The organism is Streptomyces sp. NBC_01546, from assembly GCF_045208355.1.
Lineage (GTDB): Bacteria > Actinomycetota > Actinomycetes > Streptomycetales > Streptomycetaceae > Streptomyces.
The window spans coordinates 4259771-4275499 of the sequence record NZ_CP109379.1 but is presented as its reverse complement, the minus strand read 5'-3'; the positions used below and the strand labels follow the sequence as shown (position 1 = coordinate 4275499).

Annotated in this window: 15 protein-coding genes; 5 read left to right on the top strand and 10 right to left on the bottom strand. The window is 72.7% G+C overall.

All coding sequences use genetic code 11. The annotated features are described in order from the left end of the window. The first annotated feature begins 92 nt into the window (after nucleotides 1–92). Entirely contained in the window at nucleotides 93–1394 is a 1302-nt protein-coding gene (locus OHA89_RS19555) for a M18 family aminopeptidase (protein WP_215146090.1), read from the top strand. Nucleotides 1395–1442: 48 nt separating this feature from the next. Here OHA89_RS19555 and OHA89_RS19550 read toward each other — a convergent pair whose 3' ends face one another. The 5 genes from OHA89_RS19550 to OHA89_RS19530 all read right to left on the bottom strand — a co-directional run bounded on the left by OHA89_RS19550 (nucleotide 1443) and on the right by OHA89_RS19530 (nucleotide 6094). Then, nucleotides 1443–3284: an NHL domain-containing thioredoxin family protein gene (locus tag OHA89_RS19550; RefSeq protein ID WP_266608976.1), complete on the bottom strand. Its 1842-nt coding sequence runs from the start codon at nucleotides 3282–3284 to the stop codon at nucleotides 1443–1445. 59 nt (nucleotides 3285–3343) lie between these two features. Further along, nucleotides 3344–3865: a DUF4240 domain-containing protein gene (locus OHA89_RS19545; RefSeq protein ID WP_257555472.1), complete on the bottom strand. Its 522-nt coding sequence runs from the start codon at nucleotides 3863–3865 to the stop codon at nucleotides 3344–3346. A 28-nt stretch (nucleotides 3866–3893) separates the two neighbouring features. Continuing rightward, entirely contained in the window at nucleotides 3894–4694 is an 801-nt protein-coding gene (locus OHA89_RS19540; RefSeq protein ID WP_406366718.1) for a hypothetical protein, read from the bottom strand. A gap of 78 nt (nucleotides 4695–4772) precedes the next feature. Beyond that, on the bottom strand, nucleotides 4773–5300 hold the full coding sequence (locus tag OHA89_RS19535) for a GNAT family N-acetyltransferase (RefSeq protein ID WP_406366717.1): 528 nt from the start codon (nucleotides 5298–5300) through the stop codon (nucleotides 4773–4775). Then, the gene (locus OHA89_RS19530) at nucleotides 5297–6094 is read right to left on the bottom strand and encodes a carbon-nitrogen family hydrolase (RefSeq protein ID WP_406366716.1); all 798 of its coding nucleotides are present in this window, start codon (nucleotides 6092–6094) and stop codon (nucleotides 5297–5299) included. The genes OHA89_RS19535 and OHA89_RS19530 overlap by 4 nt, the downstream gene beginning before the upstream one ends. A 156-nt stretch (nucleotides 6095–6250) precedes the next feature. Between OHA89_RS19530 and OHA89_RS19525 the strand changes: the two genes are divergently transcribed. Beyond that, complete coding sequence (locus OHA89_RS19525; protein ID WP_257555468.1) at nucleotides 6251–7075, top strand: maleylpyruvate isomerase family mycothiol-dependent enzyme; 825 nt, start codon at nucleotides 6251–6253, stop codon at nucleotides 7073–7075. 142 nt (nucleotides 7076–7217) lie between these two features. On the opposite strand, the gene OHA89_RS19520 is transcribed toward OHA89_RS19525, so the two are convergent. Genes OHA89_RS19520 through OHA89_RS19510 form a run of 3 tightly spaced genes read right to left on the bottom strand, consistent with a single transcriptional unit; the run spans nucleotide 7218 to nucleotide 10206 of the window. Next, complete coding sequence (locus OHA89_RS19520) at nucleotides 7218–8201, bottom strand: helix-turn-helix domain-containing protein (RefSeq protein WP_266608969.1); 984 nt, start codon at nucleotides 8199–8201, stop codon at nucleotides 7218–7220. 14 nt (nucleotides 8202–8215) lie between these two features. Next, nucleotides 8216–9568, bottom strand: coding sequence for a nitrate/nitrite transporter (locus OHA89_RS19515; RefSeq protein WP_406366715.1), 1353 nt, complete (start codon nucleotides 9566–9568; stop codon nucleotides 8216–8218). Continuing rightward, on the bottom strand, nucleotides 9565–10206 hold the full coding sequence (locus tag OHA89_RS19510) for a GntR family transcriptional regulator (protein WP_215146077.1): 642 nt from the start codon (nucleotides 10204–10206) through the stop codon (nucleotides 9565–9567). The genes OHA89_RS19515 and OHA89_RS19510 overlap by 4 nt, the downstream gene beginning before the upstream one ends. 130 nt (nucleotides 10207–10336) lie before the next feature. On the opposite strand from OHA89_RS19510, the gene OHA89_RS19505 reads away from it, so the two are divergent. Then, complete coding sequence (locus OHA89_RS19505) at nucleotides 10337–11521, top strand: DUF418 domain-containing protein (RefSeq protein ID WP_406366713.1); 1185 nt, start codon at nucleotides 10337–10339, stop codon at nucleotides 11519–11521. On the opposite strand, the gene OHA89_RS19500 is transcribed toward OHA89_RS19505, so the two are convergent. Both OHA89_RS19500 and OHA89_RS19495 read right to left on the bottom strand, forming a co-directional pair. Next, the gene (locus OHA89_RS19500; protein WP_215146073.1) at nucleotides 11514–11822 is read right to left on the bottom strand and encodes a protease inhibitor I42 family protein; all 309 of its coding nucleotides are present in this window, start codon (nucleotides 11820–11822) and stop codon (nucleotides 11514–11516) included. The genes OHA89_RS19505 and OHA89_RS19500 overlap by 8 nt on opposite strands. A 14-nt stretch (nucleotides 11823–11836) precedes the next feature. After that, nucleotides 11837–13717, bottom strand: coding sequence for a C1 family peptidase (locus tag OHA89_RS19495; protein ID WP_266608965.1), 1881 nt, complete (start codon nucleotides 13715–13717; stop codon nucleotides 11837–11839). A 220-nt stretch (nucleotides 13718–13937) separates the two neighbouring features. Here OHA89_RS19495 and OHA89_RS19490 point away from each other — a divergent pair, with 220 nt between their 5' ends. Together OHA89_RS19490 and OHA89_RS19485 are read left to right on the top strand one after the other, a co-directional pair. Further along, the gene (locus OHA89_RS19490; protein WP_266608964.1) at nucleotides 13938–15164 is read left to right on the top strand and encodes a DUF1266 domain-containing protein; all 1227 of its coding nucleotides are present in this window, start codon (nucleotides 13938–13940) and stop codon (nucleotides 15162–15164) included. Between the two features lie 65 nt (nucleotides 15165–15229). Then, nucleotides 15230–15649 carry a PPOX class F420-dependent oxidoreductase gene (locus OHA89_RS19485; protein WP_257555460.1) on the top strand — a complete coding sequence of 140 codons (420 nt, stop codon included), beginning with the start codon at nucleotides 15230–15232 and terminating at the stop codon, nucleotides 15647–15649. The last annotated feature ends 80 nt before the right edge of the window (nucleotides 15650–15729 follow it).

Sequence of the window (15729 nt, the reverse complement as noted above, 5' to 3'; positions counted from 1 at the left end):
GACCGCAGATCACACACCTCGCGGTCCCCGACCTCTCGGCTATCAGCCGCAGTCCGGCCATGGCGAACACGACCGTCGTTAAGGTGAACCACATGAGCTCTCCCGCCCGCTTCGACCGCGGCCACACCGACGATCTGATGACCTTCCTGACGGCCAGTCCGTCGCCGTACCACGCCGTGGCCAACGCGGCCGAGCGGCTGGAAAAGGCAGGCTTCAGGCAGTTGTCGGAAACGGACGCCTGGGATGCGAGTACCGGGGGCAAGTTCGTGCTCCGCGGCGGCGCGCTCATCGCCTGGTTCGTCCCCGAGGGCGCGAGCGCCCACACTCCCTTCCGGATCATCGGCGCGCACACGGACTCCCCCAACCTGCGGGTCAAGCCCCTGCCGGACACCGGCTCCCAGGGCTGGCGGCAGATCGCCGTCGAGATCTACGGCGGGACCCTGCTCAACACCTGGCTCGACCGCGACCTGGGCCTGGCCGGGCGGCTGTCCCTGCGCGACGGCAGCGAGCGCCTGGTGAACGTGGACCGCGCGCTGCTGCGCGTGCCCCAACTGGCCGTGCACCTGGACCGGTCGGTGAACACCGACGGCCTCAAGCTCGACAAGCAGCGGCACATGCAGCCGATCTGGGGCCTGGGCGATGTGCAGGAGGGCGACCTGATCGCGTTCCTCGAGGAGGAAGAGGGCCTGGAACAGGGCTCGGTGGCCGGCTGGGACCTGATGGTCCACTCGATCGAGCCGCCCGCCTACCTCGGCCGCGACCGCGAACTGCTCGCCGGTCCCCGGATGGACAACCTGCTGTCGGTGCACGCGGGAATCGCGGCGCTGGCGGCCGCGTCCGCGGCGTCCAGCGCCGGAAAGCTGGAGCACATCCCGGTGCTGGCCGCCTTCGACCACGAGGAGAACGGCTCGCAGTCGGACACCGGCGCGGACGGACCGCTGCTGGGCAACGTGCTGGAACGTTCAGTCTTCTCGCGCGGCGGCTCGTACGAGGACCGCGCGAGAGCCTTCGCGGGAACCATCTGTCTGTCCTCGGACACCGGCCACGCCGTGCACCCCAACTACGCGGAGCGCCACGACCCTTCGCACCACCCCCGGGCCAACGGCGGTCCGATCCTGAAGGTCAACGTCAACCAGCGGTACGCGACGGACGGCAGCGGGCGCGCGGTGTTCGCGAGCGCGTGCGAGCGGGCCGGGGTGCCGTGGCAGACCTTCGTCTCCAACAACTCGATGCCGTGCGGCACGACGATCGGCCCGATCACCGCCGCCCGCCACGGCATCCAGACCGTCGACATCGGCGTCGCGATCCTGTCGATGCACAGCGCCCGCGAACTGTGCGGCGCGGACGACCCGTACCTCCTCGCCAACGCCCTGGTGGCCTTCCTGGAGGGCTGAGCCCCCAGGAAGGCCGGTCGTCAGAGGCGGGACGTCAAAGGCGGGACGTCACCCCTCGTCGTCCATCCCGGCGAGGACGAGGGGCAGGCGGGAGGCGCCGTCGGCGGTGACGCGGACGGGCACGCCCCAGTCCTGCTGGTGGACGTGGCAGGCCGGGTACTCGTTGGACGGGTCGTCGTCGCAGGACGCCGCCATCGCGGAGACGTGCAGCACGCCCTCGGTGACCTCCGGGTTCAGCGCGAGCTCCCGGAACAGGTCGGTCCCGGCGCCCTCGCCCGTCGCGAGCAGCTCGGGCGGGGTCGAGGAGACCAGCAGCCGGGTGGACGGCCCGTAGCGGGTGTCGAGCTTCTGCCCGCTCGGAGCCTGGAACACCACGTCGAGGCGGAGCGTGCCGGGCGCCACCTCGGTGGCGGCGCGCTGCGTCCGGTGGGCGACCGCGTCCACCCGTACCGCGTCCTCCGGAAGCCGCAGCCGGGTCAGCCGGTGCCGGGCGGACTCGACGACCACGATGTCCGCACCGCACAGCACGGCGTCGCTGGGCTCGCGCAGGTCGGTGGCGAGCGTCGAGACCTCGCCGGTGGCGGGGTCGTACCGGCGCAGCGCGTGGTTGTAGGTGTCGCACACCGCGACCGAGCCGTCGGGCAGCGCGGTGACCCCGAGCGGGTGCTGGAGCAAGGCCTGGCCGGCGTCCCCGTCCCGGTGCCCGAAGTCGAACAGCCCGGTGCCGACGGCGGTCGTGACGGCGTAGCCGGCATCGGTGGGGTGGACGTACCTCAGCGCGCTGGTCTCGGAGTCGGCGATCCAGAGCCGGTCCCCGGCCGCCGCGAGCCCGGAGGGCTGGGCGAACCAGGCCTCGTCGGCCGGCCCGTCGTGCAGGCCCTCGTTGGTCGTGCCCGCCGCGACCTGGACGGTGCCCGTCTGCGGGTCCCAGGTCCACAGCTGGTGGACACCGGCCATGGCGATCCAGACCTTGTCCTGCCACCAAGCCACGTCCCACGGCGAGGACAGGTCCACCTCGAGCGCGGGCCCCGAGGTGGGCGAGCCCTGCCACCACTGCCGGCCGGTGCCGGCGACGGTCTCGACGGACCCGGTGGCCGGGTCGAAGCGGCGCAGCGCGTGGTTGACGGTGTCGGCGACGACGACGCTCCCGTCGGGCAGCAGCGCCAGCCCCTGCGGCTCGCTGAAGCTCTCGGCGCTGAACCCGCGCTCGCCGCTCCCGATGCGCCGTACGACGCTCTCCGCGTCGGCGGCCAGCTCCACGAGCTGGTGCCGCGTCGAGTCCGACACCAGGAGGTTCCCGCTGGGCAGCACCAGCGCCTTCCCGGGGAACCGCAGATCGCTCGCCACCGGCTCGGGCGCCACGTACGGCCCGTCGCCGCGCCGCAGCGTCCCCTTGGCCTCGTGCTCGGCCTCCAGCTGCTCGACGAGCCGTTCAATGGCGTGCGCGTGCCCCTCACCGGCGTGCTGCGCGACGATGTACCCCTCGGGGTCGATCACCACGAGCGTGGGCCAGGCCCGCACGGCGTACTGCTTCCAGGTCGCGAGCTCCGGATCGTCCAGCACCGGGTGGTGCACCTCGTACCGCTCGACGGCATCGACGACGGCGGCGTGCTCGGCCTCGTGCACGAACTTCGGCGAGTGCACCCCGATGATCACGACGGTGTCGCGGTGCTTCTCCTCCAGCTCGCGCAGCTCGTCGAGGACGTGCAGGCAGTTGATGCAGCAGAAGGTCCAGAAATCCAGGATCACAATCCGCCCTCGCAGGTCAGCGAGGGTGTACGGCTTCCCACCGGTGTTCAGCCAGCCCCCCTCGCCGATCAGCTCGGGGGCACGGACACGGGCACGTCGGGGCGCGGGCGCGGGGGTGTGCGCCGGGGCGGCATCGTTCATGCTTCAAGCTTGCCATCCGCGCATGAACGCCCGGTCACGCCCGTACGAAGGAGCCCGGCCTAGTCGAAGAGGGCGCTCAGCCGGGGGAGGCGGGCCGTGGTCTCCTCGGTGTCGTCGAAGTCGAAGTCCCAGGACGGGTCCAGCGCCGGGTAGCTGATCGTGAAGGAGTCCGCCGGGAGTTCCCGGCCCGTGGCGGTCTCGTAGGCGGTCCAGGCGATGGAGAGGGCCTCCTCGTCGGACAGTTCCAGGCCCTCCCGGGCGGCCTCGCGCACCGCGGGGTGGGACGCCAGGGAGTCCGGGTCGGCCAGGGCCGCCTCGAAGGCCTCCTGCCCCTGGGTGAGCAGCCAGCCCCGGAAGTAGTCGAAGCCGTCGTCCGAGCAGCCGCCGTTGATCACGTAGGCCGCGGCCCAGAGGGGATTGCGGTAGGACTCCGCGAGCAGATCCCACAGCACCTGCTGGGCCGCGGCTATCTCCGCCTCCGGGAGGCGTGCGAGCAACACCGCCGCACGCTCCGCCACCAGGTCCTGCGCCGCCTCCGCGCGCGCCGTGTCGATCAGCTTCCAGAAGGTCTGCTTGTCCATGAACAGAGCCTCGCACCCGGGTCTGACATCAGGTGAGGAAGGAGTGGAGAGATCCCGTGAGTGATGTGATGAAGGCGTCCTGGACCGCGGGCGGGACGAGGTCCAGGGAGAGGTACGGGTTCAGGTCCTCCAGCTCGACCAGGAGCAGTTCGCCCGAGGGCGCGCGGCAGGCGTCCACCCGCTGGATGCCGTGGGAGAGGGTGTTCCACTCGATGAAGGTGCGGGCGAACGCCAGGTCCGCGTCGGTGGGTTCGTAGGTCACCAGCTCCCAGCGGCGGTCCGGGTCCGGGGCGTGGAGCGCGTACTGGAAGGCGTCGTCGACGAAGTAGAAGGACACCTCGTACGCGAAGTCGATGCGGGGCTGGATGAGGACCTCGCCGGCCGGGCCCGTGGGGGTGGCGGTGAAGGTGAGCCCGATGGAGTCCGCGCCCTGCTTGGGCTTGACCGCGTACTGCGGCACCTGGGGCAGTTCCGACAGCCGGGCCGGGTCGTCGACGGTCGGGATGACCGGGTACCCGGCGGCCGTGAGGTCGAGCAGGTACTGCTTGCCCGCCATGTCGCCGCGGCCCGTGAGCGGGTTGTAGACCGGGGTGCCGGAGGCGAACGCGGCGGCCCGGAAGGAGTCGTAGGCCTCCTGGTAGTGCAGGACCGGACCGCTGTTGCGGACGACCACGGCGTCGAAGCCGGGCAGCAGGCGTTCCGCGTCGCGCGGATGGCACAGGGCCAGCGGGAAGTGCTCGCGCAGCCGGGCGGTGAGGAATGTGTCCTCGTCGCCGTAGCGGCGGCCGCGCGCCGGGTACGCCAGGTCGGTCACGTAGAGCAGGGGCATGACGGCAACCTATCGCGGCCACGGATCAGTGCTGCCGGCCCGGGGACGAGGAGGAGGACCGGGGTGCGGGTGAGATCGTCAGGCCGGCGCCGCGTAGCAGTGCACGCGCACCGTCTGCTCCGGGCTCCACCGCTGCTCCACGGTGGCCAGGCGGCTCCAGCCCAGGCTTTCGTAGAGGGCTGCCGCCGCCGTGTCGGAGGCCAGGACGTCGAGCACGGGATGCAGCGAGCGTTCGCGCGCGTCCCGCGCGGCCCGCTCCAGCAGCAGGGCGCCGGTTCCCCGGCCGCGGGCCCCGGGCGAGACGAACAGCCGGCTGATCACCGCGGTGCGGTCGACGGGGACACCCGCGCGGCGGCTCCACAGGGCCGGCGCCGCGTCTCCCGCTCCGCTGCGGGACAGGCCGACGTGGCCGGTCACGCGGCCGCCGGATGCCGCCACCCAGGCGGCGAGCAGGGAGGGCGGGTCGAGCCACTGCGCGGGACGGTCGGGCCAGTTCACCGGGTAGCCGTCGTGCGCGTGGACGGCGGCGAGCACCCCGGCGCACGCGTCGAGGTCGGCGGGCTCGCGCCGCCGCAGGCCGTGGTCCGGCGCCGCGTCCCCGGTCACCGGGCGGCCGGGGTCCGGATCCCCAGCATGCGGTCCTTGAGGGCCGGGAACTGGGCGCGGGTGTCGGTGACCTTGTCCGGGTCGAGGTCGACCGTGAGGACGTCCTCGCCGGGTCCCGCCTCGGCCACGACCTCGCCCCAGGGGTCCACCACCAGGCTGTGCCCGGCCTGTTCGACGCCCGCGTGGGTGCCGGCCAGCCCGCACGCCAGGACGTACGACTGGTCCTCGACCGCCCGCGCCCGGCTGAGCAGGGTCCAGTGCGACCGGCGCCGCGCGGGCCATCCGGCGGCGACGACCATCGTGGTGGCCCCGGCGTCGACCAGGCCGCGGAACAGTTCGGGGAAGCGCAGGTCGTAGCAGGTGGCGATGCCGAGGGTCTGTTCCGGCAGCTCCACCGTGGTCAGGGAGTCGCCCGCCGCCATGAGCACCGCTTCGCCCTGGTCGAAGCCGAACCGGTGGATCTTGCGGTAGGTGGCGGCCAGCTCGCCCTCCGGGGAGAGCACGAGGGTGGTGTTGTAGAGCGAGCCGTCGCCCGCCCGCTCCACGACCGAGCCCGCGTGCAGCCAGACCCCGGCGTCGCGGGCGGCCTCGGACATGGCCGCGTAGGTCGGGCCGTCCAGCGGCTCCGCCTCGGTCTCGAACTGCTCGTACGCGAACGCCCCGACCGTCCACAGTTCGGGCAGCACGACGAGGTCGGAGCCTGCCTGCTCCCGTACGAGTTCGGCCGCGCGGGCACGCCGGGAATCAACCGACTCGCCCTCGTTCACCGCGATTTGAATCAGCGAGGCGCGCACATTACCACCGTCCTGGCATTCCAGCCTTCAACTCGGGCCTACGATCGTCACACGAAAGCACTGCCGGGGTGCTCACCGGCAGCGTAGTTTTGGAAACCGAGTCTGATGTCCAGAGCTTCCAGAACGCGCCACTGAACAGCACCGCGAGGGGTCCCGTTGACCGTCCATCCCAGCCTTCAGCCCTATGCCGACGCGTGGACGCACTCCATCGAGGCAATATCCGAGCTGGTCCTCCCGCTGACGGAGGGCGAGTGGAACCGGGCGACGCCGTGCCCCGGCTGGTCGGTCCGTGACGTCGTCTCGCACATCATCGGGATCGAATGCGAGCAGCTCGGAGACCCGCGGCCGATCCACACCGTGGCCCGGGACCTGCGGCACGTGGTGGACGAGTTCAGCCGGTACATGGAGGTGCAGGTCGACGTACGGCGGCACCACACCGCGCCGGAGATGACCTCGGAGCTCGAGTACACCGTCATCCGGCGGTCGCGGCAGCTGCGGAACGAGAAGCGGGATCCGGCCACGATGGTGCGGGGCCCGCTGGGCGACCAGGTGACGCTGGAGCAGGCGCTGCGGCTGCGGGCGTTCGACGTCTGGATCCACGAGCAGGACCTGCGGGCGGCGCTGGGCGTGCCGGGCAACTGGGACTCACCGGGTGCGTACGTGGCCCGGGACATCCTGCTCTCCGGGCTGCCGAAGGTGGTCGCGAAGCGGGCGGGCGCCCCGGCGAACTCGGCCGTGGTGATCGACGTGCACGGTGCGCTGGAGTTCATGCGGACGGTACGGGTCGACGCCGAGGGGCGGGGGACGGTCGACAAGGCCCCGTCGCTGGGGCCGGCCGTGACGCTCACGCTGGACTGGGAGACGTACGTCCGCCTCGCCGCGGGCCGGGTCCGCGCGCACACCGTCGCGGACCGGGTGAAGATCGAGGGCGACGCGCAGCTGGCCGAGGCCATCCTGGCGGCGTTCGCCGTGACGCCGTAATCGCCGGCCTGTGCCTGCGCGCAAGATCAACAAACTCTGCGCGCACGGCACACACCCGGTGGTCGCCCTTCCCTAGTCTCGACCTCGCTGCGCACGTTCGGGCGGGGTGGGACGGGGGTCCGCCCCGCCCGGGGCGCAGGTTTCAGCGCGGTGTTCCGGCCTTGAGCGCGGCCGCGCTGCGGAACTCGGTGGGACTGAGCCCGTAGGCCGCGCGGAAGGCGCGGCTGAAGGCCGGGGCGCTGGTGAAGCACCAGCGGGCCGCGATGTCGTGGACGGGCCGGCCGGCCAGCTCCGGGCGGGCCAGATCGGCGCGGGCGCGCTCCAGGCGACGGCGCCGGACGGCGGCCGAGACGCTCTCCCCCTCCTCGCCGAAGAGCATGTGCAGGCTCCGTACGGAGATGCCGTGCGCGGCGGCGATCAGGCCCGGGGTGAGCGCCGGGTCCCCGAGGTTGTGCTCGATGAAGGCGTCGATCCGTTCGCGCAGGGCCCGCGCGCGGGCCTCGGCGGGGAGTTCCCCGTAGGCGTCGAGGCGGTGGGCCAGGCAGGCGGCGGCCAGATCGACGGCCACCGAGCCCAGTCGGCGCAGCTCCTGCGGCTCGCATGCGGAGCCGTGCTCGCGGAGCGAGGCGATGAACCCGGCCAGGACGGCCGCCATGCCGCTGTCCGAGGCGATGCGCCGGCCGAGCAGCCGGTCGACCCGGCCCGACCGCAGGGGCAGGACGTCCTTCGGCAGATGGAGGATGACCGACCGGCTCGGGCCGTCCCCGGGGTGGGCGACGGTCTCCTGGGGACGCGAGGTGTCCCAGAGGATCATGTCGCCGACGCCGAACTCCTCGTCGCCGCCGCTATGGGACATCCACCACCGGCCCCCGGTGATCAGCGCCAGCTGGTACTGCTCCGGGTCCCCGCGCCGGATCAGGGCGGGCGTGCGGCGCGAGCTCAGGGGCGAGTGCGCGAAGGTGGACACCTGGGTGACGCCGAGGTCCAGCATCGCCGCCTCGGCCCGGAAGTCGGCGGACTCCTCGCTCTTGATGGCCGTCGGGATCAGGGCGGAGGCGACGAGTTCGTTGAACCACTCGAATCGGTCCGCCACCGGCACGGTGGCGGCGGACGCTCTGGTCCACATTCCGGCAGATCCCCCTACTGTGGCCCGCGCCCCGACGTCTCCGGAAGGGGACACTCACGAGCGGCCTGCTCCGGTTGCGGGGCCCGCGGCGCGGGGACCACGGCACGGCCTCCGGCGGCCTCGCGGGACAGGGCCCGGCCGCGCAGCCGGAGGATCTGCGTGACGCCGAGCGCCTCCAGGACGAGCACCGTCGAGAACGCGATGCGGTAGTTGTCGCCGGTGGCGTCCAGGAGGATACCCACCGCCAGCAGGGTGGTCATCGAGGCGATGAAGCCGCCCATGTTCGTGATCCCGGAGGCCGTGCCCTGGCGGTCCGCCGGGTTGGCCGGGCGGGCGAAGTCGAAGCCGATCATCGACGCCGGTCCGCAGGACCCCAGCACCAGGCACAGGGTGATCAGCAGCCACATCGGGGCCCGGTCGCCCGGGTAGACGAGGACCGCCGCCCAGAGCAGGGCCGTCAGGCCCACCGTGCCCAGGGCGAGGGGTATCCGCGAGGACTGGCGGCGGCCGACGATCTGGCCGTAGACGAGGCCCAGCGTCATGTTGGAGGCGACCACCAGCGTGAGCAGGCCGCCCGCGGTGGTCCGGGACAGGCCCTGCGCCTCGACCAGGAACGGCATGCCCCACAGCAGCAGGAAGACCATCGCCGGGAACTGCGTGGTGAAGTGCACCCACAGACCGAGCCGGGTGCCCGGTTCGCTCCAGGACTCGCGGATCTGGCGGCGGACGAAGCCCCCGCCGGCGCCCCGCGCGACCGGCGGCGCCGCGTCCCCCGCAGCGTGTCCCTCCGGATGGTCGCGCAGGAACAGCACCAGCGGGACCAGGACCACCAGCCCCGCCGCCGCGCTCCCCGCGAAGGCCGGCACCCAGCCGACCCCGTGCAGGACGGGCGCCAGCACCAGCGTGGAGACGAGGTTGCCCGCCATCCCGACCAGCCCCGCCAGCTGCGCCATCAGCGGCCCGCGCCGGGACGGGAACCACCGGGTGCCGAGCCGCAGCACCGAGATGAAGGTCATGGCGTCGCCGCAGCCCAGCAGGGCCCGGGCGGCCAGCGCCATCTCGTACGAGGGGGACAGCGCGAAGGCGAGCTGTCCGGTGGTGAAGAGGACGGCTCCGAGCGTCAGCACCTTCTTGGTGCCGAGCCGGTCCACCATCAGCCCCACCGGTATCTGCATCCCCGCGTACACCAGGAGCTGGAGCAGCGAGAAGGTCGCCAGCGCCGAGGCGTTGACGTGGAAGCGGTCGGCGGCGTCGAGTCCGGCCACGCCCAGGCTGGTACGGAAGATCACCGCCACGAAGTAGACGGCGACGCCGATGGACCAGACGGCGACGGCCTTCCGCCCGCCCGGAGGATCGAGGGCGCTCACCGGGCGTCCCCGCGCATCAGGGATCCGACCCGGCCCAGGTGCGCCCGTACGCACGCCGCCGCGCGGTCCGCGTCGCCCGCCCGCAGCGCCGTCAGGATCTCGCGGTGTTCGACGAGGTTCTGCGCGACCCGGTCCGGATGGGCGTGCATCACCGCGACGCCCATCCGCAGCTGCCGGTCGCGCAGTTGGTCGTAGAGCCGGGAGAGGATCTGGTTGCCGGCGTGCCGGACGATCTCGGCGTGGAAGCAGCGGTCCTCGACGGCGAAAGCCGCCAGGTCCCCGCTGTCCGCGTGCCGCTCCTGCGCGCGCAGCAGTTCCTCCAGCCGCCCGAGCAGCGCGGCCGGGGCCGGAACGGCCCGCCGTACGGTGAACTCCTCGACCAGCAGCCGGGTTTCGACGACATCCGCGATCTCCTGCGCCGACACGGCCAGGACCAGCGCGCCCTTCTTGGGGTAGAGCCGGATCAGCCCCTCGGTCTCCAGGCGCAGCAAGGCCTCGCGCACCGGCGTGCGGGAGACGCCCACGGCCTCGGCGACCTCGCCCTCGGTGAGGAGCGTGCCGCCTTCGTACCGGCGGTCGAGAACGCCCTGCTTGATGTGCCGGTAGACACGGTCGGCGGCGGGTGCGGGTGCTGACATGGGCACAGCATAGATACATGTTGTGTACAGCCGTGTCACGTCTCAGTATCCAAGACTGCATCGAAGGATGTACCGCGCTTTCGTCCACCCGCACGAGGTACGGAGCCCCGCGCGCCGGGACGCTGAAGTCATGGCCGACACCGACACCCTGACCACCGTCCCGGTGAACCCGACGACCGCCCGGCTCCCCCTCCTCGACGTACTGCGCGGCGCCGCCATCCTCGGCACGCTCATGACCAACGTCTGGATCTTCGCCTCCCCCGGCTCGGAGTGGAGCGTGCTCCAGGGCGGGTTCTCCTCCCCCGACCCTCTCGCCGACCCCTCCGCCGCGACAATCGCCGAGAGCGTCTTCCGCTTCCTCGCGGACGGCAAGTTCCTGGCGCTGCTGACGGTCCTGTTCGGGGTGGGCCTGGCCATCCAGTACGACTCCGCCGCCCGCCGCGGCGAGCCGTGGCCGGGCCGCTACCCGCGGCGCGCCGCCTTCCTCTTCGCCGAGGGCACCGTCCACTTCGTCCTCGTCTTCGCATGGGACGTGCTGATGGGGTACGCCGTCACCGCCCTCCTCGTCGCCTGGCTGCTCGCCCGCTCCGAGAAGGTCCGCCGGCGCGCGATGTGGGCGGCCGCCTCCGTGCACCTGACCCTGGTCTCCCTGGTGACCCTGGCGGCCGTCGCCCGGCCCGGCGACGGCACGCCGAAGGCGCCGGAGGCGGCCGCCGTCGAGCTGTACGCGCAAGGAGGCTACGGCGCCCAGATCGCCTTCCGGCTGGAGCACTTCCTCGCGCTGCGCATCGAGCCCGTCTTCTCCTTCGGCCTGCTGGTGTTCCTCTTCCTCCTCGGCGTCCGGCTGCACCGCGCGGGGGCCTTCGGCCCCACCGGCGCGGGCCGGCGCCTGCGGGCCCGGATGGCGGTCTGGGGCCTCGGCCTCGGACTGCCCCTGAACGCCGCGACCACCCTCGGCGGCGACGCCTTCTTCGTCCTGGGCCGCTACGGGATCGCGCCGCTCGTCGCCATCGGCTACATCGGCCTGATCGGCGTCGCCCTGGACCGGCTGTGGATCCCGCGGCCCGTCACCACCGCCCTCGGCTCGGTCGGCCGCACCGCCCTGACCTGCTACGTCACCCAGAACCTGCTGTGCATGCTGCTCTGCTACGGCTTCGGACTGGGCCTCGCCGGCCGGCTCGCCGGGACCGGCCCCTGGTGGGTGATGGGCCTGTGGGCGGCCGTCGGGCTCGCCCTGTCCGCCGGGTCGTGGCTGTGGCTGCGCCGCTTCGACCGGGGCCCGCTGGAATCCGTACAGCGGTGGGTGCTCAGGTGACCTCCACGTCCAGGACGAACTCGTCGTACGGGGCCTCGTCCGGGTAGGGCGGCCGGATCTGCGCGAACCGGATCCGGGCCCGGCCGCCGCCCGGGGGACGGCCCCGTACGACATACGTCCGCTCCACCGCCGCCCCCGGAGCCGGGAGCTCCTCCTCGGAGGCCGTCGGCGCCTCCGACACCGCCACCACGTCCGCGTCGCCGGTGATCTGCCAGGTCCACACGTACCCGCGCGCCCCGCGCCCGGTCAGCCGCAGCTCGTACGGCTCACCGGGGCTCAGCACGACGCTCCGTACCTCCACGCGCCTCGGTCCTCTCAGCCGGGGCCGATCACCGGCCCTTCGTGCCAGCCGGCACCGTCCCTCCAGTAGTGCTGGAGCAGGCGGTCGGTGCGCAGGACGATCACCTCCAGGTTGAACCCGAAACTGCCCTGGAGCATCCCGGTGACCGCCCGGACGTCGTGCCCGAAGACCGCGCTGCGGCTCCAGTCCGAGCCGCTCGCGTTGCCGCGCCACCAGTGCTCGACGCGCCCGCCGGCGACGGCCACGCACAGCTCGTAGTTCCCGGCGGTGTCCTCGTCCACCGCCCCGTACTGCCCCTCGATCAGGCAGGGCGCGGAGGCCGCCCCCTCGCCGAAGACCTCCCCGGCCCGCCAGACGAAGCCGCATCCGTCGTCGCGCCACCACAGCTGCATCCGGCCGTCGGCGCGGGCCGCGACGAGGTCGAGGCGGCGGGAGCGGGTCTGGACGAGGGCGGGGCCGTAGTGGGCGATGCCGGAGGCGAAACAGCCGCCGTCGTTCCAGGTCCAGGGGGCGCCGTTGATCCGCCACCAGTGGTTCAGGCGGCCGTCCGCGGTCCGCACGACCACCTCGAAGTTGCCTGGCTTGCCGTAATCGCTCTGGATGAACGCCGGGGTCGAGCCGACGGACGCGTCGCCCGGGCCGAACGCGCCGCCGTCGCGCCACACACCGGCGGACTGCTCGTAGTACCAGTGGCGCAGCCGGCCCCCGGTGGTCACGTGCAGGGACTCCATGTTCCGGTTGTAGGTGGAGCCGGTGAAGGCGGGCGGGCCCGAGGCGTCGTTCGCGAAGGTGCCCGCGCGGGCCCACCCGAAGGGGGCGTCGCCCTCGCGCCACCAGTGCTGGAGACGGCCCCCGCCGGCCCGCGCGAGCAGCTCGAAGTTGCGGTGGGCGCGGCCGTTGCCGCTCTCGTAGACGTTGCCGGTGTGCAGGCGGCGCTTGCTCCACGGGTCGATGTTGGTGTCGCGCAGGCCGCACTTGGCCCAGTAGTCGATGTTCACCTCGCCGTAGGCGATCCGGCCGTAGCCGCCGACGTGATAGCCCGTGCCCCAGGAGTTCTTGAACAGCCAGCAGCCGGCCGCGTCGTCGTACCCGACGATCAACACGCAGTGGCCGCCCGCGAGTCGGTCGCCGGTGCGGTGGTAGACCCCGGCGCCGAGGGCGAAGAAGTCGTCGTACACGTCGAAGCAGGCGGTCAGCGGGCCGACGGTGTCCAGCCAGACCTTCTGCTGCTCGACGTCGCCGAGGCGGACGTAGTCGGTGATCCGGACGGTCCGGCCCGAACGGTCCCAGCTGGGCGTGTACTCGGCGCGCCAGGCCTCGCGCCGGGCGGCGGGCAGGCCGGCGGGCGGGGTGCCGTACGGCCAGCAGTCCGGGTCGGCCAGCCCGCCGTTGGTCCTGATCCAGTCCAGGGCGGTCTCGGGGTTCGACCCCTGCCCGCAGGAAAACCTCAGCCCGTCGTGCACGTCTCCCTCGGAGCGCTCCGCCCACACGCAGTGCTCGATGCGGGCCATGGACTCCACCAGCCCGGCGGCGCCGAAGGCCCAGCAGGAACCGCACGGGTTCTGGTCCTTCACCTTGGTGATCCAGGACCGGCCCCAGCGGCTGCGCCAGTCGACGGCCGCGGGCCGGACACCCGCCCGGGTGCCGGGCAGCAGCCCGTGGGCGGCCCGCCGCCGGGTGAGGTGCGGATTGCCGCTCTCGCGCCCGATGAGTGCTCGCAGGTCGGCGGACCGTACCGCCTCGGCGGGGGTCAGGTTCCTCCCGGGCTCCAGACCGAGCGAGGGCCGCGGCACCGGCTCCTCGTCGGCCAGGTGCTCGAGGACCGACCACCGCGCCCCGCGCGCCGCGAGCCGTGCCCGCAACTCCCCCGCTGTCTGGACAGATTCCTCCGGCATGGCGGCCCCCCAGCTGCACCCGTTCGGATCCCCGACGTGGGAGCGTCTCCCCGCGCCCGAACCCCGTCAAGGGGGTCCGCACGGTCGCGCGGAGGCACACGGGGGCTCGCCGGCCGCCGGGCCGGTTTCCGTTACCGGAACCGTCCAGGGCGTCGCGGACCTGTCGGAGGCTCGGGTATGGGCCGAACTGGCGATCGATGGCTCCGGCTAGGGTTTCCGCATGGGGAACTGGACCGCTCCGAGCGCGATAGAACGAGAGCTGCACGAGACCAGGGCACGCGGCGACTGGGGCGCCTTCTTCGACGTCCTCGCCCTCACCGAACTCTTCATCCCCCAGTCCCGCGCCTACCAGGACGCGCATCCCGACCTGATCCGGCGTGAACGCACCTACTTCCCCCAGGTCGGCGCCGAGGCCTACGTCGCCTTCACGGCCGGCATGCTGCCCGTCCCGACCCCCGACCTGGTTTTCGAGAGCGAGTGCCTCGGCTGGTTCGTCGACGCCTTCCCGGCCACCGGTGGGCCCGCGTACCTGGCCGTCAACCCCGGCACCCCCTTCGAGGTCTTCCTCCCCGCCACCCCGGCCCACCGCGCCACATGGGCCTTCCACCACGGCCGGAAACCGCGCTCCACCGGCCTGGAGCGGCACAAGGTCCACGCCCTGCACCTCGGCGGGCCGCTGCACGGGCCCGTCGCCTTCGGGCTGGCCTGCGGAGCGCACCTGTCCGTGAACAACGGCATGTTCTGGAACGCCATCGGCTTTCACGGCCGCGGCTACAGCGCCGAGCGACGGAAGCTCAAGGAATGGTGGGGCATCACCAGCCGCGAGGAGTGGCTGGAGAGCACCGAGCAGCTGCTGACCGCCGACATGGTCAGCTCCGTATGGGAGTTCGCCCTCCGCGTCCGCCGCGCCCTCGAGAAGGAGTTCGCCGGGCCCGTGGACATCGAGCACTGGCGGCACGCCACCGCGTCCATCCTCCGGGCGAACGCCGACCGGGCCGCCGAGCCCCGGATCACCCCCGACGGCGTCACCATGGCCGAGCCGCGCCCGGCCGCCGAGGTCGAGGGCGAGATCGCGGGCATCCAGCGGGTCATCGGCCGCATCGCCCGCTACGAACAGCGCTTCCGGGCCGATGGGCTGCTCGCCGAGGGGAAGTACGTCCGGTCCGTCGAGGCCTGGGACTACGGCCGGGCCTCACAGATGGCCCGCTGGGGTCTCGGCGCCCGTTTCGGCAGCCTCGAGGAGACCGAGGACGCCGTCGTACGGGCCGGCCGGGCCTGCAAGCTCGCCTACCGCTCCTGGGAGGACCTGTCCGCCGGCTTCGTCCTCGGGCGCTGCCTGCACTTCGACGAGGAGGAGTTCGGGCACTGGTACGAGGAGATGGTCGCCACGCACCGCGCGCTGACGACCGATCCCGGCAGCCCGTGGCTCAACCTCCCCTGGACGTGACGAAGACGCATCCGGCTCGGCGCACTCCCGGCGGCCACCCCGTCACGGCATTTAGCCTCTCAGGCATGACTGTTGAGCTGAACGAGACCGTGCGCGGACTGCTGGACGCGCCGCACCCCGCCGTCCTGTCGACCATCAACCCCGACGGAAGTCCGCAGAGTTCCGTGGTCTGGGTGTCCCGCGAGGGCGCCGATCTGCTGATCTCCACCGAGCAGGGCCGTCGCAAGGAGCGCAACATCGTCCGCGACGGGCGGGTCGGCCTGACCGTCTTCGACCTGGCCAATCCCTTCCTCTACGCCGAGATCCGCGGCACGGCCACCGTCGCCGAGGACGCGGGCCGCGCGGTCGCCGTCCGCATCGCCGAGGAGTACCTCGGCCCGGGCGCCGGCAAGGAGTACCAGGACGCCCCGGCCGACAACGTCCGCGTGGTCGTCCGCATCACCCCGACCAAGGTCCTCGGCAACGCCGCCAAGGCCGGGAGCTAGAGGCAGGGCTGTCAGATCCGGCGCAGGGTCCGGTCGAAGAGGGCCATCACCCGGTCCACATCGGCCGGATCCCGCGCGCC